Here is a 20,235-nt window from a genome sequence, read left to right as displayed (position 1 = left end):
AACGCTTGAGTATCAAGCGTTCCGGGCGTCCCAGGCCTTCACTATTTGGTAGCGGGGGCAGGATTTGAACCTGCGACCTTCGGGTTATGAGCCCGACGAGCTACCGGACTGCTCCACCCCGCGCCGCTACCATCTGAACATTTGATGCCGCGTCACCGCGACACACCCAAATTATACCACTCGATAGGCCGCTGTCAAAGCGAAAACGGCGCGGCCCGGATTGGGCGCCGCGCCGCTTCGCGGGCGCCCGCGCTACTTGATCTTCGCCAGCGCGCCCTGCACGAACTCGTCCGTGTAGGTCTTCTTGAGCTCGACCTTGCCCGGATCCAGGTCCTTGTTGAAGGCCGCGAGCACTTTCAGCACGGTCGGCGGGCCGTCCGGCGGCATCATGCCGTTCGGGCTGAACATGTTCATGCTCGCGCCGAGCGCGGTCAGGTAGAGCGGCTTGTCACCCACGTAGTAGTCTTCCGGCATCTGCTCGGCCACCTGCGCGGCGGAGTGCGTCTGGAGGAACTTGAGCGTCCGCACATACGCCGTGACGACACGCTGCACCGCGTCGCGGTGGCTGTTCACAAAGTCCGACTTCATATAGAGACATGCGGCCGGATAGGTGCCGCCGAGGGCCGCGCGCGTGCCCGCCGCGGTTCGCATGTCGACCAGGACGTGCGCCACGCCCATTTTCATGAGGCGCGAGACCGTCGGCTCGGTGGTGACGGCCGCTTCGATGCGGTTCTGCTGCATCGCGGCGATCAGCGTGTTGCCGGCGCCGACCGGAACGGGCGTGTACTGCCCCTGCGAGCCGCCGCCCTTCGTGACGAAGTACGAGGCCAGGAAGTTGGTCGAGGAGCCGATGCCGGTCACGCCGATGTGCTTGCCCTTGAGGTCCGCGAGCGATTTGATCCCGGACCGGTTGGAGACGACGACGACCTCGCCCGGGACGCGGTCCCAGATGACGACGGCCTCGAGGATCTTGCCCTTCGACTGCAGGTCGATCGTGTGGTCGTAGAATCCGCCGACCGCGTCGACCCGTCCGGCCAGCATCTCGTCCTCCGCCGACACGCCCGCGCCCTCGTCGAGCAGCGTGACGTTGACGCCGGCGTCCTTGTAGTAGCCCAGCCGCTGCGCCAGCATCCCGGGCAGGTAGATGATCTTCTCGAGCCCGCCCACCATGATGCTGAACTTCGGCGGGGTCTGCGCGCCGGCCGCTCCGGCGCCGCCGATCCCGGCAAGGGCCGCGCAGACCAGAACGGCGATCCACCGCATCGTATGCTTCATGCATCCCCTCCTCGTGTGACCGTTTGAACTCCGTGCATCCGTGCGTATTGCCGGTTGGTTGGGACGGACTGTTCGCCTGCCGGCCGGGAGCGCGGGCCCTATGGGCCGACCCGCTGCGCCGGCGGCCGCCAGGGCGTGAGCCGGTGCTCCAGCCGCGTAACCAGGGCGTCCGCGATCAGCGCCACGACAGACAGGATCACCATCGCCGCGAAGACGCCGTTGGCGTTGAACGCGCCCTGCGCCGCCGCGACGAGGTAGCCGAGCCCCTGGTTGGAGCCGATGAACTCGCCGACGACCGCGCCGACCAGCGCGAATCCGAAACTCGTGTGCAGGCTGCTCGTGATCCAGCTCAGCGCGGACGGCAGCATCACGTCGAAGGAGAGCTGCCGGCCGTTCGCGCCCAGCACGCGCGCGTTGTTGACCAGGTTGGGATCGACTTCGCGCACGCCCTGGAACGCGTTGAAGAACACCACGAAGAACGTGAGCGTCACGCCGAGCGCGACCTTGCTGGCCATCCCCAGACCGAGCCAGATCACGAAGATCGACCCGAGGATCACCCGCGGGATCGCGTTGCCCATCCGCACGTAGGGGCCGAAGATGGCGGCCAGCGTGCGGTTGCGCCCCAGCGCGAACCCCGCGACGACGCCCAGCCCCACGCCGATCAGAAACGCGAGGATCGTCTCCTCGAGCGTCACGACGACGTGCGCCCAGAGCGGCCCCTGCGGCGTTCCGCGCGTCGTCCACCGCCAGATCGTCGCCGCGATGCCGGAGGGCTGCCCGAAGAAGAACGGATCGGCCAGCCCGACCCGCGCGCAGGCTTCCCACCCGCCGACGATCACGACGAACACGCCGATCTGCCACAGGCGCTCCCAGCGCCGGCGCGCGCGCTCGCGGGCGAGAATGGCCTGCTCTTCGAACTCGATCGCGGAGGGCTCAGGCGCGGCGGGCGGCCTGACGCCGCGGGAGGGAACCGTCGCGGCCGGGGACGACGCCGGGGGCGTCAGGCGCGCGGTCATGCCGCGCTCCCTCGCTTGGAGCGCTCGTAGGCCACCATGACCTCATCCCGCAGGTCCGCCCAGATCTGCGCGTACAGCGAGGTGAAGCGGTGATCGAACCGGATCTCGGTGACGTTGCGCGGACGCGGCAAATCGATGCGGTACTCGTGCTTCAACGTGGCCGGCGCCGCGGTGAACACCAGCACGCGGTCGGCCAGCGCGATCGCCTCCTCGAGGTCGTGCGTGACGAACACGACCGACGCCGACGTTTGCGACCAGATCTCCAGCAGCTCGTTTTCCATGAGCGTCCGCGTCTGCACGTCGAGGGCCGCGAACGGCTCGTCCATCAAGAGAATCCGCGGTTCGATGATCAGGCTTTGGGCCAGCGCCACGCGCTTGCGCATGCCCCCGCTGAGCTGGTACGGATAGCGGTCCTCGAAGCCCCCGAGTCCCACCCGGGCCACCCAGTCGCGGGCCTTGCGCTGCGCCTCCGCGTGCGGCATGCCGCGGTAGATCGGCCCGGTCGCGACATTGTCGACGACGTTCTTCCACGGAAAGATGGCGTCGGTCTGGAACATGTACCCGGCGTGGCGCGTGATGCCGGCGACGGGCGCGCCCAGCACCGTCACGCCGCCGCGGCTCGGCACGTCGAGGCCGGCGATCAGCCCGAGCGTCGTGGACTTGCCCGATCCGGTCGGACCGACGATTGCGCAGAACTCGCCCTGGGGAATGTCGAAGGTAAGATCGCGAACCGCGGTATAGTAGGTTCCGCCCGGCGTCCAGAAGCGCTTCGTGACGCCGTCGAGCTCGATCGCCGCCCGGCCCTGTTCCGCCACGCCGCCCCCCCGGGACCCGCCCGCCTGCCGCGGACGCGCCTGGGCGTCCGCTTAATCGTCGACTATACGGGGCGGAGATGACGGCGCCATGACGCCGGCAGCCGCGGCCGGCTCACCGCTCGGCCGGGCCTCGGGAAGGGGCGCGCGCGGAGGCGATGCCGCGCGGAGTACGAGGCTGACGATGGTGCCGGAGTCCCGCCCCGCCGCGATGACGATCCGGCCCCCGCATCGCACGGCGGCCGCCTGGGCGATCGCGAGGCCGAGACCATACCCGCCCCGCCTGCGCCCACCCTGGAAAAACGGCCTCGTCACGTGGGGGAGATCGGCCGCCGGGATGCCCGGCCCGGTATCGGCGATGTCGACGATCGCCCGGCGGCGATCCCGGCGGACCCGGACGGTCACGGTGCCGCCCGCGGGGCTGAATTTGAGCGCGTTCTCGACGACGGGCGACGTCGCCTCGTCGAGGGTCTGCCGGTCCACCCACGCCCACACCGCGTCCGGCGCGTCCACGGCCAGCGCGACGCCGGCCTGCTCCGCCGCGGGACGGAAAAGCGCGGCCAGGTCGCGCACGGCAGCGGTGAGCTCCACGGTGCCGCGCGGACGCCGCGCCCCGGCGCCCGCGCGCGCGAGCCGCGTCAACCGATCGGCGAGCGTCTCGATGCGCCGCGCCTGTTCGAGGATCACCCCGAGCGCCTCGGCCGGCGAGACGTCGAGGCCGGCGCGGGCCAGCTCCGCGGAGGTCCGGATGACGGACAGCGGGGTGCGGAGTTGATGCGACGCGAGCGCCACGAACTCGCTGCGGTCGCGTACGGCGTGGTCGAGCGGCCGCACCGCGACCCCGGCCAGCGCGTAGCCCGCGCACAGCGCCGCGACCGCGGCGGCCAGCGTCATCCCGGCGAGCGACCGCCGCAGCTGATCGAGGGCCCGCAGTTCGGGACCCGCCGGCACGGCGACCACGTGGGGACCGTCCGCCGTGACCGGCAGCGTCAACACGGCGACCGGGCCGAACCGTGCATCGCGCACGATCTGCATGCCCTCGCGCGAATCGTCGTACTGCGGAGGACCGCTCGAGAGCAGATGATCGCTTTCATCGAAGACGAGATACCCGCCCGGTTCGCCGAGGTGCCTCGCCTCGAGCGCAACGCGCTCGAGGCGGCCTTCGAGGGCGGCGTAGCCGGCGCGCTCCGCCGCCAGATACAGGCCGGCGGCGATCAGGGCAACCAGCGCCGCCACGATCAGCGCCGAGGGCACGGCGATGTTCAGCCGGCTGCGGCGCAGTAGCTCGGCATGGGCGGGCGGCCGGCCGGCGCTCCACCTCACGGCGACACGCTCCGCCGGACCGGCGCCGCGCCGCGATTCTCGAGACGATACCCGAGCGTCGGCACCGCGACGATCTGTCCGTCCCAGCCGGCCGCCGCGAGACGCCGCCGCAGCCGCGAGATCGTCGCGTCAACCACGTTGGCGCGGGGCGGCCGCTCGGTGCCCCAGATCCGCTCGGTAATGAGGTCGCGCGGCAGGGTGTGGCCGGCATGCCGCAGGAGATACTCCAGCAGGTCGAACTCCCGCGCAGGGATGTCGATCGCCCGTCCGGCCACCGCCGCCCGGCGTTCGCGCGGCCAGACCGTGAGCCCGCCGAGCCGCAGGACGTCCGGCACGAGCGTCTCGCCCGGCCGCCGCAGCAGCGCGCGCAGTCGCGCCAGGAGTTCTTCGAAGGCGAAGGGCTTGGTGAGGTAATCGTCGGCCCCGGCGTCGAGTCCCGCGACCCGATCGCCGGTTTCGCCGCGCGAGGTGAGGCACAACACCGGCGTGAGCACGCCGGCGTCGCGCAGGGCCCGCAGCACCGTAAGCCCGTCGGTCCCCGGCAGCATCAGATCGAGGACGATCGCGTCGTAGACCCCGCCCGACGCGGCGTCGTACGCGGCGTCGCCGTTGAGCTCCCAGCGCACGCGGTAGCCGCTCGCCTGGAGTCCCCGCTGGACCATTTCGCCGAGCGCCGCGTCGTCCTCGACCACCAGCACGTGGGCCATCGTACCAACGCTACCGCGCCGGCGGCGCGGCGACCAGCGCCCACAGCAAGTCCGCCTCGCTCGCCGTGATCGCGTCGCAGCGCAGCGAGGCAAGCGCATGGCGCACGACCAAGGTACCGGCGACGATCACGTCCGCACGCTCGGGCTGCAGCCCGGGCAGCCGGCGCCGCTCGGCCAGCGGCAGGCGGCGCGCCGTCTCGAGCAGCCGCCCGACCTCGGCCGCGGTCAGCCGGTACCCGTGCACCCGGTCGGGCTCGTAGGGCACGAGCCGCTGCGCCATGGCGGCGAGCGTCGTGACCGTCCCGCCGACGCCGATCAACCGATCCGTGCGGGATCGCAGGGGCGCGAGCACGGGCTCGAGCGCGGCGGCAAGCGTCTCCTCGAGCGCCGCGGTCTCTGCGGGGACGGGCGGATCGTGCGCGATCATGCGCTTCGTCATGACGACGCATCCGATCGGGAGACTGCGGCTTCCCTCGACCCCGTGCCGCGCGGTGCCCCAGGTGACCTCGACGCTGCCCCCGCCGACGTCGAGCACGGCGACCGGCGCGTCGGGCGCCAAATCGCGGAACCCCGAGACGACACCGCGAAAGCCGAGCGCCGCCTCGTCCTCACCGCTCAGCACGCGCACCGGAACCGACAGCCGGAACAGCAGGGCGTCGGGGTTGCGGGCCGCGCGAACCGCATACGTCGCCGCGACCATCGGATCCGGCACGCCCGACTCCTTGGCGCGGGCGACGTACTCCTCGACCACCGCGGCGGTGCGGGCTGCCGCGTCGGGGGTGAGCAATCCGCCGGCATGCAGCGATTCGCCGAGACGCGTGATCGTGAGGCGCCGGTCCACCGGCCGGAGCGCGCCGCCCCCCGCCGGGTCCTCGCCGACGTCGGCCACGAGGAGGCGAACGGAATTGGTGCCGATGTCGATGGCCGCGCGTCGCGTCATAGGATGCGGCACCGGGGGCGCGCGCCCCCCCGCTAATAGAGCTGCAGAATCTTCGCGAGGCGCTCGCGCAGACGCGCGGGCGCGTGCTCGCCGCCGCACGCGCGCCGCATCATGTCTTTGAGGCGGCGCTCGAGCTCGGCCTGGGAGAAACACTCGCGGCACTGCGCGAGGTGGCGCTGCAGCTCATCGCTCGACGCGATGTCCAGCTCGCCGTCGATGTACTGCCACATCTGATCGAGGCATTCCCGGCAGTTCATACGCCGCCCCCGTGGACGAGACGCCGGCGGCGGACATAGTCGACGAGCCGGCGCCGCAGCGCGTGCCGGCCGCGGTAGAGCCGCGACATCACCGTGCCGACCGGAACGCCGAGCACGTCGGCCGCCTCCTTGTACGCGAACCCGTCGACGTCGACGAGCAGCACCGCGGCAAGGAACGGCACGGGCAGCGCCTCGAGGCTCTCCCGTATCTCGGCGTCCAGGATGTGGTCGAGCACCAGGAACTCCGGATTACCGGATTCGCCGAGCGCGGCGCCGTCGCGCGCCCGGCTGTAGAGGTAGAGGTCGCCGACGTCGTCCGCGGCGACGATCTCCGGCTCGCGCGAGCGCTTGCGCTGCGCGTCGAAGTACGTGTTCATGAGAATCCGGTAGAGCCACGCCCGGACGTTGGTGCCCGGCTGAAACGTGTGGAAGGACCGCCACGCCTTGAGCATCGTCTCCTGGACGAGGTCCTCCGCGGACGCGGCGTGGCGCGTGAGCCGGCGGGCGGTGCTGTAGAGTCCGTCGAGGTGGGCGGAGATCAGATGCTCGTACGTGTCGCGGGAACCCGGCGCGGCGGGCCCGCCCGCGTCGGAAGACGCCGGCTCGAGCGCGCGGGACGGAGCCTCGACGTGCTGGCAGCCGCCGCGGGGCGCGGCCGTCACGCCTTCGTGAGCGGCGCCAGCGGGCGCCCGACGACGTCGGCGAGGGTGGTGCGGTTGAGCACGTCCTCCGTCGCGGCCTTGACGGCCTGCCAGACGGGCCGCAGCCCGCACCCCGGTGCGTAGATGCAGTGCGCGTCCTCGTCCTCCACGCACAGCCAGGGCGCGACGCTGCCCTCGAGAGCGAGAAAGGCCTCGCCGATCGTGACGCCTTCCGGCGAGCGCGCGAGCATGTGGCCCCCGCTCGGGCCGCGCTTGCTCTGCACGAGGCCCGCCCGCCGCAGGGTCGTCAGCAGCTGGTTGAGGTACGGCTCGGGAAGGCCCTGGCGGCGCGCGATCTCGTGGCTCTGCACCGGCCCCTCTCCGAAGTGCTGAGCGAGGTCGATCAGCGCGCGAATTCCGTATTCCGCCCGAGTGCTGACCTTCACGTCACCACCACGTCCTCTTCGGGGACCGATTTTGCCTTGTCCGCCCCGTCGAGCCGGAAGGCTCGAATCCGAGGATTCCCCGGTTCCTTCAGCGAGACGATCACGTAGCGCGCACCCGGAAAGAGCGGTCGGTCCTTGTCGTCACGCGCGCGGTTCTTGTCGGTCTCGCTCGGGTAAGCCTCCGTCAGCGGATGGGAATGATAGATTCCGACTAGTTGCCACCCGCGCTCGTCCATCAGGCGAAACGCCCGCAACTCATCCAACGGATCCATGACGTAGCGCGTTTCGGGTGTCTCGTCCACGTTCCGCCCTGCGAACACTTCCTCTACGGCATCGCCCCGGCCCAGCAACAGCCCGCAGCACTCATGCGGCGCTTCGGCGCGCGCTTGAGCGAGAATCTGTTCGAACTGCGCTTGTGTCAGCCGGACCGCCACCGCCTGGCATCCACCGATCCTTCCGCCCACAATTGTAACACGAATCGCCGCGCTCAGGTCAGGCCGCGCCACAGCGCCGTACTGAAGTAGCGGTCCCCCGCGTCGGGGGCGATCACCACGATCACCCCGCGAGGAAGATCCGCCGCGACATGCAGCGCCGCCTCCACGGCGGCGCCCGCGGACTCGCCGACCAGCATGCCTTCCTCCCGCGCAAGCCGCCGCGCCATCGCGTACCCGGCTTCGGTCGTGACACTTACCTTATCGTCGTGTACCGCGGGATCGTAGATTCCCGGCACGATGGACGAGGCGATGTGCTTGAGCCCTTCGAGCCCGTGGAGGGGCGCGTCCGGTTCCACGGCCACGACCCGGATGCGCGGGTCCGCTTCATGCAGCCGCCGGCCCGCGCCGACCACGGTCCCGGTTGTACCGAGACCGGCGACAAAGTGCGTCACCCGGCCGGACGTCTGCTCGAGGATCTCGACCGCCGTCGTGTCGTAGTGGGCGAGCGGATTGGACGGATTATTGTACTGGTCCGGCTTGAAGTACCGGTCCGGGGAGCCGGCGTGGACCTGCCGGGCGAGCAAGATCGCCCCGTCGCTGCCCTCCAGTGGATCGGAGAGAACAATGCGCGCGCCGTAGGCCGCGATGATCCGCTTGCGCTCCTCGCTCGCGCTCGCGGGCATCACGAGCTCCACGGGATAGCCCTTCACGGCGCCGATCATTGCATAGGCGATCCCGGCGTTGCCGGAGGTAGAGTCGAGAATGGTGACGCCCGACCTGAGGCGCCCGTCGCGCTCCGCGTCGGTGAGCATGCGTAGAACCGGCCGGTCCTTGACGGACCCGCCGGGATTGAACCACTCCGCTTTCACGTAGACTTCCACCGCGGACGGAAGCGAGGCCGTCACGCGCTCGAGCCGCAGCAGCGGGGTGTTGCCGATCTGGTCGAGCAGAGACGTTCCCGCCGGCCGGTGCGCCGGGCGCGGGGACGGACCGCGGGTGGCGCGGGACGGAGCCGTCATCCCCTACTCGTCGAACAAGAACGTGGGCTCGGCGTAGTAGCGCACGCCGTGCGCCTGCCATCGCTGCTGGACCTGCGCGTCCAGCGCGGCCTGCTTGACGCCCAGGTCGATCCCATCCGCCAGCCAGGCGAGCGGCGTGTTCACGCGCAGCGCCCGTCCCGGAATGACGTGCCGCGTGATCCCGGCGGGCAGGCGCCCGCCGGCAAGGCTGAGATCGAGAATGTCCGATTTCTCGAAGCGGCGGAAGAGCACCAGCGCCCCAGGGCCGTAAGCGCCGCGCAGGTCATCGAGCCTGCCGGCCTCGACGCGGTGGACCGGCCGTCCGTCCCGGTAGAGCGCCGTCAACCGGCACAGCGCGTCGGCGTTGGCCGCCGGCCCGCCGGCGCACCGGAGCACGACCCCGCCCCGGGCATCGACGATCGCGGCAAGGCCGCCCGCGGCGATTTGCGACTCCGCGCCGGCCTCGTCCCCGGCCGGCGCCGTGATCCCAAAGCCCGCGGCCGACACGGCCGCGCGGAGCGCACCCGGAGCAGCCTCCGCCGCATAGTGCCGCCAAACCAAGAGGCCGACGTGCGGATCGTCGTAGGCGACCGGCTGCGCGACCACGTGGGGCAGCCCGAGCGCGCGAAGCGCGGTGACGCGGTTCGCGCCGTCGAGCACGACGGCGCGTCCGTCCTCGAGGGGCGCGACGATCGGCGGATTGCGCAGCACGCCGTCGCGCCGAAGCGCGTCCTCGAGGCGCCGGACCCGCGCGGCGTCCGCCTCCTCGTGCAGCAGCAGGCGGTCCGTCGCCCAGACCCGCAGCGCCGGCATGGCCCCCGCACCGGCAGGCGGTGCCGCGGGCGGGCGGCGGCGCAGCGAGAGCTCCACCGCGCTAGCCTCCGGCCATTGCGGGAACGATCGAGATCTCGTCGGTCGCATGGACCGGGGTTGCCGCGCCCTGCAGCCGCCGGATCTCCGTCCCGTTGACGAACACGTTGATGAAGCTGCGCACCTCGCCGTTTGGGTCGCGCAGCTGCTCCCGCAGCCCGGGAAATTCCCGTTCCAAATCGGCGAGCGCCTCTTCGACCGTGCCGCCCGCCGTGAGGACGCGCGCCCGGCCGTTCGTCAGCCGGCGCAGCGGCGTCGGCAGATATACCTGCGCCATCGTCGCGCCACCTCCTCAACTCTCCGAAAAACATCACGGCCGCGGGACGGGCGCCGCGGCCGAGTCATGGTGCACGCAATACGAAAATTCGGACGCCCGCGCTTAACCCCGGCGGCGCACCTCCGCCGCCAGGCGGTTCCCGCTCGTACAGATGCAGTGGAGCATCCGAGTCATACCGCCGTCCCTGAAGGGTGTCCCGCTCCTCATGTCACTTTGGCGAACGCCGCAGTCCCGCGCCGTATTCCGAGTCAGGGAGGAGTCTAGCACGGGCCTATGGGGAGTTCAAGCACGCGGCGGCCGCGGACGGGTCTTACGGGGCGAGCGGATCGACCGGCTGGCCGTCCTGGCGCACCTCGAAATGCAGATGCGGCCCGGTGCTCCAGCCCGTGGCGCCGACGCGGGCGATCACCTGCCCGCGCGTGACGGCCTCGCCGGCGTGTACGACGTACGACGACAGATGCCCGTACACGGTGGACACGCCGTTGCCGTGATCCAGCACCACGACGTTGCCGTATCCGGTCATCCAGCCGACATACAGCACGGTGCCGCCGTCCGCGGCTTCGACCGGCGTGCCCCACGGTACGGCGATGTCGATGCCGGTGTGCAGCGCGCGGCGGTGGATGAACGGATCGATGCGCCAGCCGAATCCGGAGGTAATCGGTCCCGACGCCGGCCAGACAAACGAGCCCGCCAGCAGGCTGAGCCGCGCGCCGCGGTGCAGACCGCGCTGCTGGCGGCGGATCATGTCGGCGATTCGGAACGATTCGGCCTCCAGCTCGCGGACCGCCGCTTCCTGCATCTCACGTTGGACGCGGAGCTGCGACAGCATGCGGCGGCGCTGTTCCGCGAGGGCGGCCGTCTCCTGGCGGCTCACGGTCCACTGCCGCTGCTGCGTCGCGAGATCGGCCTCGCGCTGCTTGAGCGTCGTCTCGACGGCGTCCCGGCGGTCGCGCTCTTCCGTCACCTGCTCGTAGAGCCGGAGATCCCGCGAGATGATCAGACCGACCAGATAGGAGCGCGCGACAAAATCACGGAAATCCGTGGCGCCGAGCAGCACGTCGAGATAGCCGAGCGGGCCGTCTTTGTAGAACGCTTGCAGGCGCTCCTCCATCAACTGCTCATGAACGGCCAGCCGGCGCGACACCACGCGCAGCGCGTCGTTGGCGTCCGCGACCGCCTGCCGGGTGCCGCCGAGGGCCGCGGTCGTCTTGTGCAGCTGAGTCTCCGCGACGTGGAGCTTCTCCTCGGTCCGGGACAGCTCGCCCAGCACGCGGTGTTCATCGTGTCTCGTCTTCGCCAGCTGACGCTGGCGGTCGGCGAGCCGCTGCTGGACCTGCTGCAGCCGCGCCTGCGCGGAGACGCGGGACGGCGCGGACGTACGGACCTGACGGGTAGGCGCGGAGGACGGCCACGCGGAGGTGTTCCACGCGACCAGCGTCGAGACGAGCGCGACACAGCCTATGATGACCCGGATACGGCTCCGCATCCGCTGCCTCGGCCGGTGTTATGATGACGAACTGCGACGAGTCGGTATCGAGGGGCGAATGCGGCCCCGCTAAAATGCGGGGCTACTCTTCGTCGCAGCCTATGAAACTCCTCCCGCGCGCCCCCCGGCGCGCTGTCCATCAATCTGCCCACCGCGGCCCCGCGTCAGACCTGCCGGCGCCGCTCGTTCCGGCGCGCGGTCCGCCCCGCCCGGGAAAGGAAATGCTCCAGAACCGTCGAAGGACCGCGCGCAATCAGGCCGACAAGGAGGTTCACGTATGGCGAGTAAGACCCGGCGGAAGAAGCGGGCCAAGACTTCGTCCCGCAAGGGCCGCGCTATCACGCGGTCGCGCCGCAAGCGCGCGGGCGCCGCGAGAAGCCGGTCGTCGGCGCGGCCGGCCCGGAAGCGGCGCGCGGGGTCGACCCGCCGCCGCACGGGCGCGAAGCGAACCGGAACCCGTGCGCGGACCGCCACCAAAGCGAAGCGGACGGCGCGGCGGCCCGCACGGCGGGCGGCGCCCAGGCGGAAGGCCGCGGCAAAGGCGCCGGCGGCGTCCATACAGACCACGCTCGGCACGCTGACCCCGGCGCTTCCGCCGATCGCCCCCTCCCCGAGCAATCCGGCGCCGGCGCGGCCGATCTGGGGCACGGAAGATCACGAGACCGAAACGGAGAGCGACGAAGACGAGGAACCGATGTAGCCTGCGCCGTCCGCGGCGCGGTCGACGCGGCCAGTCCCGGAGGCACGGACCGTGCGGTCCGTGCCTCCGGCTTTTCCTCCCTCGAGGTATCATGTCGCCGTGAAGGCCGATCGCACGAAATGGGACGCCCGCTACCGCGCCGGCAGCCGTCCTCACGACGGGCCGCCGTCGGGCCTGCTTCGCCGCTGGCTGCCGAAGGCGCCCGCGCCGCGCGCGCTCGACGTCGCGACCGGGCTCGGCCGCAACGCGCTGCACCTCGCACGCGCCGGTTATCAGGTCGACGCGGTCGACATCTCGCCGACGGCACTGCGGGAAGCGGCGCGACGGGCGCGCCGGGAGGGACTGCGCGGCATCCGCTGGATCGCCGCGGATCTGGACCGCTGGCGTCCCGCGCGCGGACGGTACGACGTCGTCGTCAACGCGTTCTATCTCAACCGGCGGTTGTTCCCCGCGCTGCGCGCCGCGGTGCGTCCCGGCGGCATCCTCATCTTCGAAACGCACCTCGTCGCGGATGAAGCGGACGGTCCCGCGGGACCGAAATACCGGCTTCGGCCGGGGGAGCTCCGTCGCGTCCTGCGCGGATGGAACGTGCTCTACACGAAAGACGGGCTGTGCCGCGCGGGGCGCCGCACGCTCGCGCTCGGCCGGATCGTCGCCCGCCGGCCGGCGGCCGCGAGGACACGCCGGCGCCGCTGACCGGCTACTCAGGCTCGCCCACCGCAAACAGCGGATCGTTGGGGTTTGTCGCCGGCGTCGTGACCGTGAAGAGCACGATGCCGGCGGCAGGCGACCGCAGCTCCGCGAGGCGGCGGCCGAAGTAGTCCCGAAACTCACCGATTCGCCGGCCGCTCTCCACACGATCGCCGGGCGCCACCTCGACGTAAAAGAGGCCCGTGTGCTGCGACGACACCCAATGGAGCCGCCCGAGCGTCGTCACGGGCTCGACCCGATCAGGCGCGCCGTCGATCAGGCGCAGATGCCGCAGGACGTTGCGCAGGCCGCGCAGGTGCGTCTGCAGCGACGGCTCGTCCAGGAGCCCCTGTCCGCCGGCCTCGGTGAGAATCGCCGGGATGTTGCGCTGCGCCGCGGCGGCGTAAGTGCCGCCGCCGACGCGGCCGCGCACGACGTACCGGATGCCGTACACGCGCGCGAGATCGCGGGCGCGCGCGTCGACGTCGGCGTTCCCCGTCTCGACGATGATCGTAAACGGCACCAGCGCCTCGTTGATGTCGCCGCCGTGGAGGTCGACGTACGCGTCGCTCGGCGCGATGACCTCGGTAAACAGCGTGTGGGCGAGCCGCTCGCTGGCCGTGCCGTCCGCCCTGCCCGGGAACACCCGGTTGGGGTTCTTGCCGTCGAGCGGGCAGACGTAGATGCTGCGCGCCGCGAACGCCGGCACGTCCACGATGTGCACGATGACGACGGTACCGCGCACGTCCCGGGCCTCGAGGCCGGCCGCGGTGCGGATCGCGGCCTCGATGCCCGGGTACTCCCCCCCGTGAACGCCCGCCGTGATCGCCAGGCGCGGACCGGCGGCGGTTCCGTTCACGATGGTCACCGGCATTTCGATCGGCGTGCCCGGAACCGGCACGAGCCCGGTCACCTTTGCGCCCGGCGCGGCGTGCAGCGGCCCAACTGAAACGACGTCTTGTCCCATCGGCGCTCCTCTCACGCGTCCGGCTGTGATTTCACGGCTGCCGGCACGGCAATTCGCGTCTCGCGGCCCGCGCCGTCATCCACGGCCGCCGTCGCGAGGTCGGCGCGAACGTCCTCGACCGTCCGCGGCTCCCAACGTACCTCCAGCGCCTCGGCGAGCGTCTGTGCGACCACCGGACCCGCCTCGTCGAGACCGACCGGCCGGCCGAGCAGGCGGGCGATCGAGGTCACCGGCCGGCCGAGCCCGCACGGGTTGATAAGGTCAAACGCCGCCAGATCCGGGTCGACGTTCAGCGCGAAGCCGTGCATCGTGACCTTTCGCTTCACCGAGACGCCGATCGCCGCCACCTTCGCACCGCCGGCCCAGACGCCCGGGAACCCGTGCAGACGCTCCGCGGTGATCCGCCACGTGCCCAACGCGTCGATCAGCGCCGCCTCGAGGGTCCGCACGTAGCGCCCGATGTCTTCGCCGTACGCGCGCAGATCCACGATCGGATACCCGACGAGCTGGCCGGGGCCATGGTAGGTGACGTCCCCACCCCGCTCGATCTGGAAGAGGTCGATGCCGCGCGCGGCAAGCATCCCCGGCGCGGCCAGGACGTTCGAGGCGCGCGCGGCGCGCCCCAACGTAATCACCGGCGGATGCTCCACGAAGAGAACCGCGTCGGGCACGGCGCCCGCCTGACGCGCCGCGAGCAGCGACTTCTGCAGCGCCCACGCGTCGCCGTACGCCAGGCGCCCGCAGGGAATGAACCACGCCGTCCGCATCGCAAACCTCCCGGTTCCCCGAGGGCGAAGTTCGACGGGCGCGCGGGGTGATCCCCCGGAACCCGACGGCGCGGTCGGGGCGTGGGCGGAGATCAGCGCCGGAGCAGCGACCAGCCGGACAGCACGGCGATGCCGCCGGCGAAGATCACGAGCTCCATCACCGCGTAGATGCCGTGCAGCGAGCGGATCGCGGCGTATCGCGGATCGCCGGGCGTTCGATTGACGAAGTCCAACCCGGCGGCGAGGCGTGTGATCTCGGGCGTCAGGTAGAAGGTCTGCGCGGCGACGAGCGCCAGCATCACCGCCGTGACCGCGACGGTCCAGCGGGCCGACCGGGCTCCGACCGCCGCGGCCAGCGCGACGATTCCGCAGGCCAGCTCGATCCGGTTGAACCGCGCGAACACCGCCTGCCCGAGCGCAACCGCCTGGTTGCGCGTCAACGCGGGCGTCGCGAAGCGCAGCGGCGCGTCGATGAAGTCGAGCCCCGCCATGGCGCCGACCCAAAGCGCCACGGCGATCGTGCGGACGACGGCGGCCGGGGCCGTCATGCGCGGGGGTGCCCCGGCTGCGCCGCGCGGTCGACCAGCCGCGCCGCCCTTCCGGACGGCCGCGGGCCGGCCGGCATCCGCACCGGGCGGAGGTATGACCACCCAACGGCGGCCAGGTAGACGGCGTAGGCGATCACCTGCGCGAGCGACGGCGTGCTTGTGTAGCCAAACATCGCCTCGAGGAGGCTGCCCATCGTCGACGTCTGACTCACGAGCCGGTTCGAATTCCACACGTGCTCGACGAGCGCCGGAATGAGCCCGGCCTCGTGCAGCTCGCCGATGCCGCGCGTGAGCAGGCCCGCGCCGACAAACAGCAGCAGCGCGCTGGTGATGTTGAAGAACATACGGAGATCGAGCCGGTATGTGCCGCGGTAGAGCAGCCATCCCAACAGCACCGCCGTCCCGAGACCGAGCGTCCCGCCGAGTCCCGCGGCGAACGGCGACGACGCCCGCACGGTGGCAAAGAAGAACAGCGCCGTTTCGATGCCCTCGCGTCCGACGGACACCCACGCGAGCACGACGAGCGCGGCGCGCGATCCCGCCTGCAGCGCCTCGCTCATTCTGGCCTGCAGCGAGGCGCGTATCGTTACCGCCTCCCGCCGCATCCAGAAGATCATGTAGGTCAGCACCGCGACGGCCGTGAAGAACGCCGTCGCTTCGAACAACTGCTCGCCGCGTCCGGTGAACTCTCCCGCCGTCGCAAAGATGATGCCGCCGGCGGCCAGACTGACCAGGGCGGCAAAGGCGACGCCCGCCCACACGGCGGGAAACTCGCGGCGGTGCCCGGTGCGGGCGAGATACGCGAGCAGGATGCCCACGATCAGGGACATCTCCAAGCCTTCCCTGAGCGTGATCAAGAACGCGCTGATCATGTATTGTTCACTGGTCTAGTCAACAATCTCGCCCGCGGGTTAGGCTAGCCCAACCGCCAAGGTCTGTCAATCCCCACGGTTACGGCGACAGTCTCACGGTTGGCGGGACCGCCGCGGACCCGGCGGCCTCGAAGTACGGCCGCGGCTGAAATCCTCCCGCCGACGCGACCAACGCCGAGGGGATCTGCTGGACGAGCGTGTTGTAGACGCGCACGCGGTCGTTGTACCGCCGCCGCTCGACGGCGATGCGGTTTTCGGTGCCCGCCAGCTCGTCCATCAGCGCGGCCACCGCCTCCCGGCCGCGTAGATCGGGCGACGCCTCGACGATGCCGATCAACCGGCCGACGGGCGCTTCCAGCGCCGTCGCCGCGCGGACGCGTTCAGCCGAGCCGGCCGGCGCGCCGAGATATGCCGTCCGGGCCGCTGCGATCGCGCCAAAGACCTGCCGTTCTTGCGCCAGCTGGCCGGATGCCGCCGACACGAGCGAGGGAATGAGATCGACGCGGCGCTGATATTGCGCCTCGACCTGCGCCCACTGCGTGTCGACGGCCATACGGGCCTGCACGAGCCGGTTGTACGTGGTGATCCACCACCCGGTCACCCCCAACACCACGGCGAGGCCGAGCAGCGCCGCCACCGCCCACGGTCCCGACGGGCGTGCCGGTTCACCCGGCCGTGATGTCGCGGCGCTCACCGGGTCTCGGCGCGGCGCACCAGGTGGCCGATCGCCTCCACGCCGCGGACCAGTCCTTCCCCAAACCGTCCGTGACGAAACTGCGGCGCGATGACGAAGTCGATGACGCGCTGCGCGTCTTCGGGGCGAACCACGGTCCCGAGGCCGCGGCCGATCTCGACGTGGATCGCGCGGTTGTCCATCGCCACGAGCACGAGCACGCCGTTGTCGTGGCCGTGCTTGCCGATGCCGACGTGATCGAAGTAGGCGCGCGCGAGAGCGGGGACGTCGTTCGCGCGACGCACCACGAGCGCCGCGATCTCCGCGCCGGTCTCGAGCTCGATCGCCTCGGTAAGGCGCCGCAGGCGGGCCTTGTCGCGCGCGTCGAGCAGCCGGTGCATGCCGCCGATCACGCTACCATCCGCCCGACGCGCCGCCGCCGCCCGACGCGCCGCCGCCGAACCCGCCGAACCCGCCCCCGCCGCCAAACCCGCCGCTGCCCCATCCGCCGCCGACCAAGTACGGCACCGGCATCATCGCGGGCCGCTGGACGAGCCGCTTGTCCTTGTAACCGCATTTGGGGCAGGTCCACGCCTCCACCGCGCCGACCCCGGCCGTGCCGCTCTGCGACGTCAACCGGAGGGTCGCGCCGCAGCGGGGACAGCGCCGCGCTCCGCGCCGGGCCGCGAAGGTCGTCAGCGCGACGAACACGAGGAAGAGCAGAACGGGGAGGCCGCCACCTCCCCCGCCGCCGGACGGAGCGCGCGCGCCCCCGCCGGACGGCGGGGTGGCGGATGCGCCCGGAGCCGCGGCACCGGCCCCGGCCGGCGCGCCGATCAGATTGACGAGCGCGTCGACCCCGGCGGCAAGGCCGTCGGCGTAGCGTCCGGCCTGAAACGCGGGCGCGAGGTCGTCCCGAATGATACGGCCGGCATCGGCGTCGGTCACCTTGCCCTCCAGACCGTAGCCGACCTCGATCCGGATCGCGCGCTCTTTGAGCGCGACCAGCAGCAAAATGCCGTTGTCGCGACCCCGCCGGCCGACCTTCCACGCCTCCTCGAGACGAACGGCGAAATCGTTGATCGGGACGCCGCCGAGATCCGGAAACACCGCGATCGCGATCTGATTGCCCGTCGCGCGGTCGTACGCGGCGAGGCGCGCTTCGAGCGAGGCGCGCGCGCCCGGATCGAGCACGCGGGCGAAGTCGGAGACGTAGCCCTGCGGGGGCGGAAACGCCAAGCGGCCTCCTGCCGGCGTCCCCCCGGGGACGGCGGACGCGAGTCCCGCGGCCGCCGCGACGCTGGCGCCCGCGAGCAGCGCGGCGGCCCAGGTCCGCGGCGAGATGCGCCGCCGCGTGCGCGCGGTCAGGGCGTGGGGACCCCGAGGTTCACGCGCGGGGCCTGTTGGGCGCCGGGCTGAGCCTGGAAGTACGGGCGCGGCTGGAAGCCGAAGCTCGCGGCGATGAGCGTCGTCGGGAAGGTCTGCAGAGCGGTGTCGTACGCCTGCACGGCCGCGTTGTACTGGCGGCGTGCGTAGGCGAGCTGGTTTTCCGTCCCGGCGAGCTCCCGCATCAGCGACTGCACCGTCTCGTTGCTGCGGAGGGTGGGGTAGTTCTCGACGATCACGAGCAGGCGGGCCAGCGCGCTCTGGAGGTTGTTGGCCGCGTCGATCCGCTGCGGCGTGCCGGGCTGGGTGCCCGCGTACTGCGTCCGCGCGCGCGCCAGCGCTTCGAACACGGTACGCTCCTGGGCGAGCACGGCGCGCGTCGACTCGACGAGGTTCGGAATGAGATCGAAGCGGCGCTGCAGCTGCGTCTCGACGTCGGCCTGCGCCGCGTCCACCTGCTGGCGCAGCTGCACGAGATGATTGTAGGCGCCCGCGACGGACGAGACCGAAACGAAGCCGATCACCACCACCACGAGCACCGCGATCAGCGCGGCACGCATGACACGTCCCCCCAATACCCGCGCGCTCGCAACCGCCGTGCGCGGGCCATCCTCAGTATACGAGCGGGATCAAGCCGTGGCGACGAAAGCGTGAACGGCCCCCCCGGCGGAGAGGCCGTTCGATGGCGCTCCGGCGGCCGCGCGCGGCCGCCGGCGATTCCGATTCCGGTATCAGGCCGCCCGTGCGGCCGGCATGACACACCCGTTCGTCGGCTTGATGCCGAGCTGCATGTTGAGGATCTCGACCGCGCGATCGAGCTGGTTGTCGTGACCCTCGTCCATCGCCTGCGAGGTCAGCGACTCCGGGGTATCCGGCGTGACGCCCTGCCCTTCCAGCCGCATCCCCTTGCCCGTGAACACGCGGGCGACGGTCACGCTCATTCCGGCGCCTTCCGGCAGATCGATCGTAATGCCGATCTCCACCGCGCCCGCGGTCTTCGTCCCCTCGACCACGCCGCGGCCCGCTTCCTGGATCGCGGCCGAGAGCAGTTCCGCCGCGGACGCTGTGCCCTCGTCCACCAGCACTACGATCGGCACGCTGGCCGGCACGATGGGCTGGTTTGGCGTCTGCATCACGATGCTGCGGCCGGTGCGGGTACGCATCTGAAGAACTGCCGAGCCCTCCGGCAGGATCGCCGACGAGACCTCGCGCAGCTCGCTCACCAACCCGCCGGGATTGCCGCGGAGATCCAGCACCAGCGCCCGCATCCCGCCGGCGCGCAAATCCTGCATCGCGTTCCGGATGCTGTTGCCCACGCCGGGCACGAACTCGAAGAGGCGCACGTATCCGATCTGCCCGGGCAGCATGCGGTCGGTGACCGTCGGCACGTGGATCGGTCCGCGCACGATCGGCACCTCGACGGGATCCGTCACCCCGGCGCGGAGGACCGTCAGCGTCACGCGGCTGCCGGCCGCGCCGCGGATCATCTTCGACACTTCGTCGTCCGCCAGTCCGTTGGTGGCATGGCCGTCCACCGCCACGATCCGGTCGAACACGTGGATCCCCGCCTGCTCGGCGGGACCGCCGGGATAGATCTCGTTGATGTAGTACTGTCCGTCACGGTGGAGGAGGACGATGCCCACCCCGGTGAACGCGGCCTGTCCGGCCTCCCGGCGCTTGATCTCCTGATACAGCGACGGCGGGACAAACCCCGTGTGCGAATCATGAAGGCTCTGGAGCATTCCCTCGACCGCGGCGTAGGCCAGATCCGTCTCGGTGACCCGTCCGGCCACGCCCGCCGTGATCGCGGCGAACCGCTGGGTGAAGAGGGACGAAGCCAGCTCCTCCGTCGCGGTGTCCGGGATCAACGCGCCCGCCTCCGCGCCCGCCTTCTTTTCCGCGGCGGTCAGCGCCGCGTTGAGCAGGGGGGCCGCGACGAGCTGGTCGACGTAGTTTTTCTGCAGCGTCTTGAAGGCCGAGAGCACGAACGGGGCGGATGCCGCATCGGCGTGGGGCATAACGGGCGCCGCGAGCACGGCGACGAGAACGGCGGCGAGTGCGACCGAGGTGATTCGAACGCGCAAGGACATCAGGTCCTCTCCCCCCAGGAGCACGAGAGTTGCGCGAAG

25 protein-coding genes and 1 tRNA gene are annotated in these 20,235 nt (G+C 71.3%); 2 read left to right on the top strand and 24 right to left on the bottom strand.

What is annotated here, in order from left to right; all coding sequences use genetic code 11:
• Nucleotides 1-46 precede the first annotated feature (46 nt).
• The 15 genes from VKT83_13030 to VKT83_12960 form a co-directional block, all read right to left on the bottom strand.
• A tRNA-Met gene (locus tag VKT83_13030) sits at nt 47-123 on the bottom strand.
• A gap of 129 nt (nt 124-252) precedes the next feature.
• A complete protein-coding gene (locus VKT83_13025; protein ID HLY23381.1) occupies nt 253-1,275 on the bottom strand; it encodes an ABC transporter substrate-binding protein in 1,023 nt (340 codons plus the stop codon).
• 98 nt (nt 1,276-1,373) lie between these two features.
• Nucleotides 1,374-2,291 carry an ABC transporter permease gene (locus VKT83_13020; protein HLY23380.1) on the bottom strand — a complete coding sequence of 306 codons (918 nt, stop codon included), beginning with the start codon at nt 2,289-2,291 and terminating at the stop codon, nt 1,374-1,376.
• A complete protein-coding gene (locus tag VKT83_13015) occupies nt 2,288-3,106 on the bottom strand; it encodes an ABC transporter ATP-binding protein (GenBank protein ID HLY23379.1) in 819 nt (272 codons plus the stop codon). Before VKT83_13015 ends, VKT83_13020 begins: the two co-directional genes overlap by 4 nt.
• 51 nt (nt 3,107-3,157) lie before the next feature.
• The gene (locus VKT83_13010) at nt 3,158-4,426 is read right to left on the bottom strand and encodes a HAMP domain-containing sensor histidine kinase (protein ID HLY23378.1); all 1,269 of its coding nucleotides are present in this window, start codon (nt 4,424-4,426) and stop codon (nt 3,158-3,160) included.
• Entirely contained in the window at nt 4,423-5,133 is a 711-nt protein-coding gene (locus VKT83_13005; GenBank protein HLY23377.1) for a response regulator transcription factor, read from the bottom strand. Before VKT83_13005 ends, VKT83_13010 begins: the two co-directional genes overlap by 4 nt.
• 10 nt (nt 5,134-5,143) lie before the next feature.
• Nucleotides 5,144-6,073 (bottom strand): hypothetical protein, encoded by a 930-nt coding sequence (locus VKT83_13000; GenBank protein HLY23376.1) that lies wholly within the window; start codon nt 6,071-6,073, stop codon nt 5,144-5,146.
• A gap of 32 nt (nt 6,074-6,105) precedes the next feature.
• On the bottom strand, nt 6,106-6,330 hold the full coding sequence (gene rsrA, locus VKT83_12995) for a mycothiol system anti-sigma-R factor (GenBank protein ID HLY23375.1): 225 nt from the start codon (nt 6,328-6,330) through the stop codon (nt 6,106-6,108).
• Complete coding sequence (locus tag VKT83_12990) at nt 6,327-6,992, bottom strand: sigma-70 family RNA polymerase sigma factor (protein ID HLY23374.1); 666 nt, start codon at nt 6,990-6,992, stop codon at nt 6,327-6,329. The genes rsrA and VKT83_12990 overlap by 4 nt, the downstream gene beginning before the upstream one ends.
• Nucleotides 6,989-7,417: an Rrf2 family transcriptional regulator gene (locus tag VKT83_12985; protein HLY23373.1), complete on the bottom strand. Its 429-nt coding sequence runs from the start codon at nt 7,415-7,417 to the stop codon at nt 6,989-6,991. The genes VKT83_12990 and VKT83_12985 overlap by 4 nt, the downstream gene beginning before the upstream one ends.
• A complete protein-coding gene (locus VKT83_12980) occupies nt 7,414-7,851 on the bottom strand; it encodes a M67 family metallopeptidase (GenBank protein HLY23372.1) in 438 nt (145 codons plus the stop codon). The genes VKT83_12985 and VKT83_12980 overlap by 4 nt, the downstream gene beginning before the upstream one ends.
• A 53-nt stretch (nt 7,852-7,904) precedes the next feature.
• Complete coding sequence (locus VKT83_12975; protein ID HLY23371.1) at nt 7,905-8,870, bottom strand: pyridoxal-phosphate dependent enzyme; 966 nt, start codon at nt 8,868-8,870, stop codon at nt 7,905-7,907.
• Nucleotides 8,871-8,873: 3 nt separating this feature from the next.
• Nucleotides 8,874-9,740, bottom strand: a complete 867-nt coding sequence (locus VKT83_12970; GenBank protein HLY23370.1) for a hypothetical protein — start codon at nt 9,738-9,740, stop codon at nt 8,874-8,876.
• A gap of 4 nt (nt 9,741-9,744) precedes the next feature.
• Nucleotides 9,745-10,017, bottom strand: a complete 273-nt coding sequence (locus tag VKT83_12965) for a ubiquitin-like small modifier protein 1 (GenBank protein HLY23369.1) — start codon at nt 10,015-10,017, stop codon at nt 9,745-9,747.
• 310 nt (nt 10,018-10,327) lie between these two features.
• The gene (locus tag VKT83_12960; protein ID HLY23368.1) at nt 10,328-11,503 is read right to left on the bottom strand and encodes a peptidoglycan DD-metalloendopeptidase family protein; all 1,176 of its coding nucleotides are present in this window, start codon (nt 11,501-11,503) and stop codon (nt 10,328-10,330) included.
• A gap of 277 nt (nt 11,504-11,780) precedes the next feature.
• Between VKT83_12960 and VKT83_12955 the strand changes: the two genes are divergently transcribed.
• Both VKT83_12955 and VKT83_12950 read left to right on the top strand, forming a co-directional pair.
• The gene (locus VKT83_12955; GenBank protein HLY23367.1) at nt 11,781-12,203 is read left to right on the top strand and encodes a hypothetical protein; all 423 of its coding nucleotides are present in this window, start codon (nt 11,781-11,783) and stop codon (nt 12,201-12,203) included.
• A gap of 99 nt (nt 12,204-12,302) precedes the next feature.
• Nucleotides 12,303-12,899 carry a class I SAM-dependent methyltransferase gene (locus VKT83_12950; GenBank protein ID HLY23366.1) on the top strand — a complete coding sequence of 199 codons (597 nt, stop codon included), beginning with the start codon at nt 12,303-12,305 and terminating at the stop codon, nt 12,897-12,899.
• A gap of 4 nt (nt 12,900-12,903) precedes the next feature.
• On the opposite strand, the gene VKT83_12945 is transcribed toward VKT83_12950, so the two are convergent.
• The 9 genes from VKT83_12945 to VKT83_12905 form a co-directional block, all read right to left on the bottom strand.
• Entirely contained in the window at nt 12,904-13,860 is a 957-nt protein-coding gene (locus tag VKT83_12945; protein ID HLY23365.1) for a M14 family metallopeptidase, read from the bottom strand.
• A gap of 11 nt (nt 13,861-13,871) precedes the next feature.
• Nucleotides 13,872-14,627, bottom strand: coding sequence for a lipoyl(octanoyl) transferase LipB (lipB, locus tag VKT83_12940; protein HLY23364.1), 756 nt, complete (start codon nt 14,625-14,627; stop codon nt 13,872-13,874).
• A 92-nt stretch (nt 14,628-14,719) separates the two neighbouring features.
• Complete coding sequence (locus VKT83_12935) at nt 14,720-15,175, bottom strand: DUF4149 domain-containing protein (GenBank protein ID HLY23363.1); 456 nt, start codon at nt 15,173-15,175, stop codon at nt 14,720-14,722.
• Nucleotides 15,172-16,047, bottom strand: coding sequence for an iron uptake transporter permease EfeU (gene efeU, locus VKT83_12930; GenBank protein HLY23362.1), 876 nt, complete (start codon nt 16,045-16,047; stop codon nt 15,172-15,174). The genes VKT83_12935 and efeU overlap by 4 nt, the downstream gene beginning before the upstream one ends.
• Nucleotides 16,048-16,126: 79 nt before the next feature.
• The gene (locus tag VKT83_12925; GenBank protein ID HLY23361.1) at nt 16,127-16,684 is read right to left on the bottom strand and encodes a LemA family protein; all 558 of its coding nucleotides are present in this window, start codon (nt 16,682-16,684) and stop codon (nt 16,127-16,129) included.
• 53 nt (nt 16,685-16,737) lie between these two features.
• Entirely contained in the window at nt 16,738-17,133 is a 396-nt protein-coding gene (locus VKT83_12920; GenBank protein HLY23360.1) for a TPM domain-containing protein, read from the bottom strand.
• A 1-nt stretch (nt 17,134) separates the two neighbouring features.
• Nucleotides 17,135-17,959, bottom strand: a complete 825-nt coding sequence (locus tag VKT83_12915) for a TPM domain-containing protein (GenBank protein HLY23359.1) — start codon at nt 17,957-17,959, stop codon at nt 17,135-17,137.
• Between the two features lie 125 nt (nt 17,960-18,084).
• Nucleotides 18,085-18,666, bottom strand: a complete 582-nt coding sequence (locus VKT83_12910) for a LemA family protein (protein ID HLY23358.1) — start codon at nt 18,664-18,666, stop codon at nt 18,085-18,087.
• Between the two features lie 171 nt (nt 18,667-18,837).
• Nucleotides 18,838-20,196: a S41 family peptidase gene (locus VKT83_12905; GenBank protein HLY23357.1), complete on the bottom strand. Its 1,359-nt coding sequence runs from the start codon at nt 20,194-20,196 to the stop codon at nt 18,838-18,840.
• Nucleotides 20,197-20,235: the final 39 nt, after the last annotated feature.

The organism is bacterium (assembly GCA_035308905.1).
GTDB lineage: Bacteria > Sysuimicrobiota > Sysuimicrobiia > Sysuimicrobiales > Segetimicrobiaceae > DASSJF01.
Note: the sequence above shows the minus strand (reverse complement) of the source record. Positions and strands in the feature narration are given on the sequence as shown.

What these genes read in the sequence shown, in the direction of transcription:
- VKT83_13025 (HLY23381.1), bottom strand. Translation starts at nt 1,275, where the DNA reads ATGAAGCATACGATGCGGTGGATCGCCGTTCTGGTCTGCGCGGCCCTT.
- VKT83_13020 (HLY23380.1), bottom strand. Translation starts at nt 2,291, where the DNA reads ATGACCGCGCGCCTGACGCCCCCGGCGTCGTCCCCGGCCGCGACGGTT.
- VKT83_13005 (HLY23377.1), bottom strand. Translation starts at nt 5,133, where the DNA reads ATGGCCCACGTGCTGGTGGTCGAGGACGACGCGGCGCTCGGCGAAATG.
- VKT83_13000 (HLY23376.1), bottom strand. Translation starts at nt 6,073, where the DNA reads ATGACGCGACGCGCGGCCATCGACATCGGCACCAATTCCGTTCGCCTC.
- rsrA (HLY23375.1), bottom strand. Translation starts at nt 6,330, where the DNA reads ATGAACTGCCGGGAATGCCTCGATCAGATGTGGCAGTACATCGACGGC.
- VKT83_12975 (HLY23371.1), bottom strand. Translation starts at nt 8,870, where the DNA reads ATGACGGCTCCGTCCCGCGCCACCCGCGGTCCGTCCCCGCGCCCGGCG.
- VKT83_12965 (HLY23369.1), bottom strand. Translation starts at nt 10,017, where the DNA reads ATGGCGCAGGTATATCTGCCGACGCCGCTGCGCCGGCTGACGAACGGC.
- VKT83_12960 (HLY23368.1), bottom strand. Translation starts at nt 11,503, where the DNA reads ATGCGGAGCCGTATCCGGGTCATCATAGGCTGTGTCGCGCTCGTCTCG.
- VKT83_12955 (HLY23367.1), top strand. Translation starts at nt 11,781, where the DNA reads ATGGCGAGTAAGACCCGGCGGAAGAAGCGGGCCAAGACTTCGTCCCGC.
- VKT83_12945 (HLY23365.1), bottom strand. Translation starts at nt 13,860, where the DNA reads ATGGGACAAGACGTCGTTTCAGTTGGGCCGCTGCACGCCGCGCCGGGC.
- lipB (HLY23364.1), bottom strand. Translation starts at nt 14,627, where the DNA reads ATGCGGACGGCGTGGTTCATTCCCTGCGGGCGCCTGGCGTACGGCGAC.
- VKT83_12935 (HLY23363.1), bottom strand. Translation starts at nt 15,175, where the DNA reads ATGACGGCCCCGGCCGCCGTCGTCCGCACGATCGCCGTGGCGCTTTGG.
- efeU (HLY23362.1), bottom strand. Translation starts at nt 16,047, where the DNA reads ATGATCAGCGCGTTCTTGATCACGCTCAGGGAAGGCTTGGAGATGTCC.
- VKT83_12910 (HLY23358.1), bottom strand. Translation starts at nt 18,666, where the DNA reads ATGCGTGCCGCGCTGATCGCGGTGCTCGTGGTGGTGGTGATCGGCTTC.
- VKT83_12905 (HLY23357.1), bottom strand. Translation starts at nt 20,196, where the DNA reads ATGTCCTTGCGCGTTCGAATCACCTCGGTCGCACTCGCCGCCGTTCTC.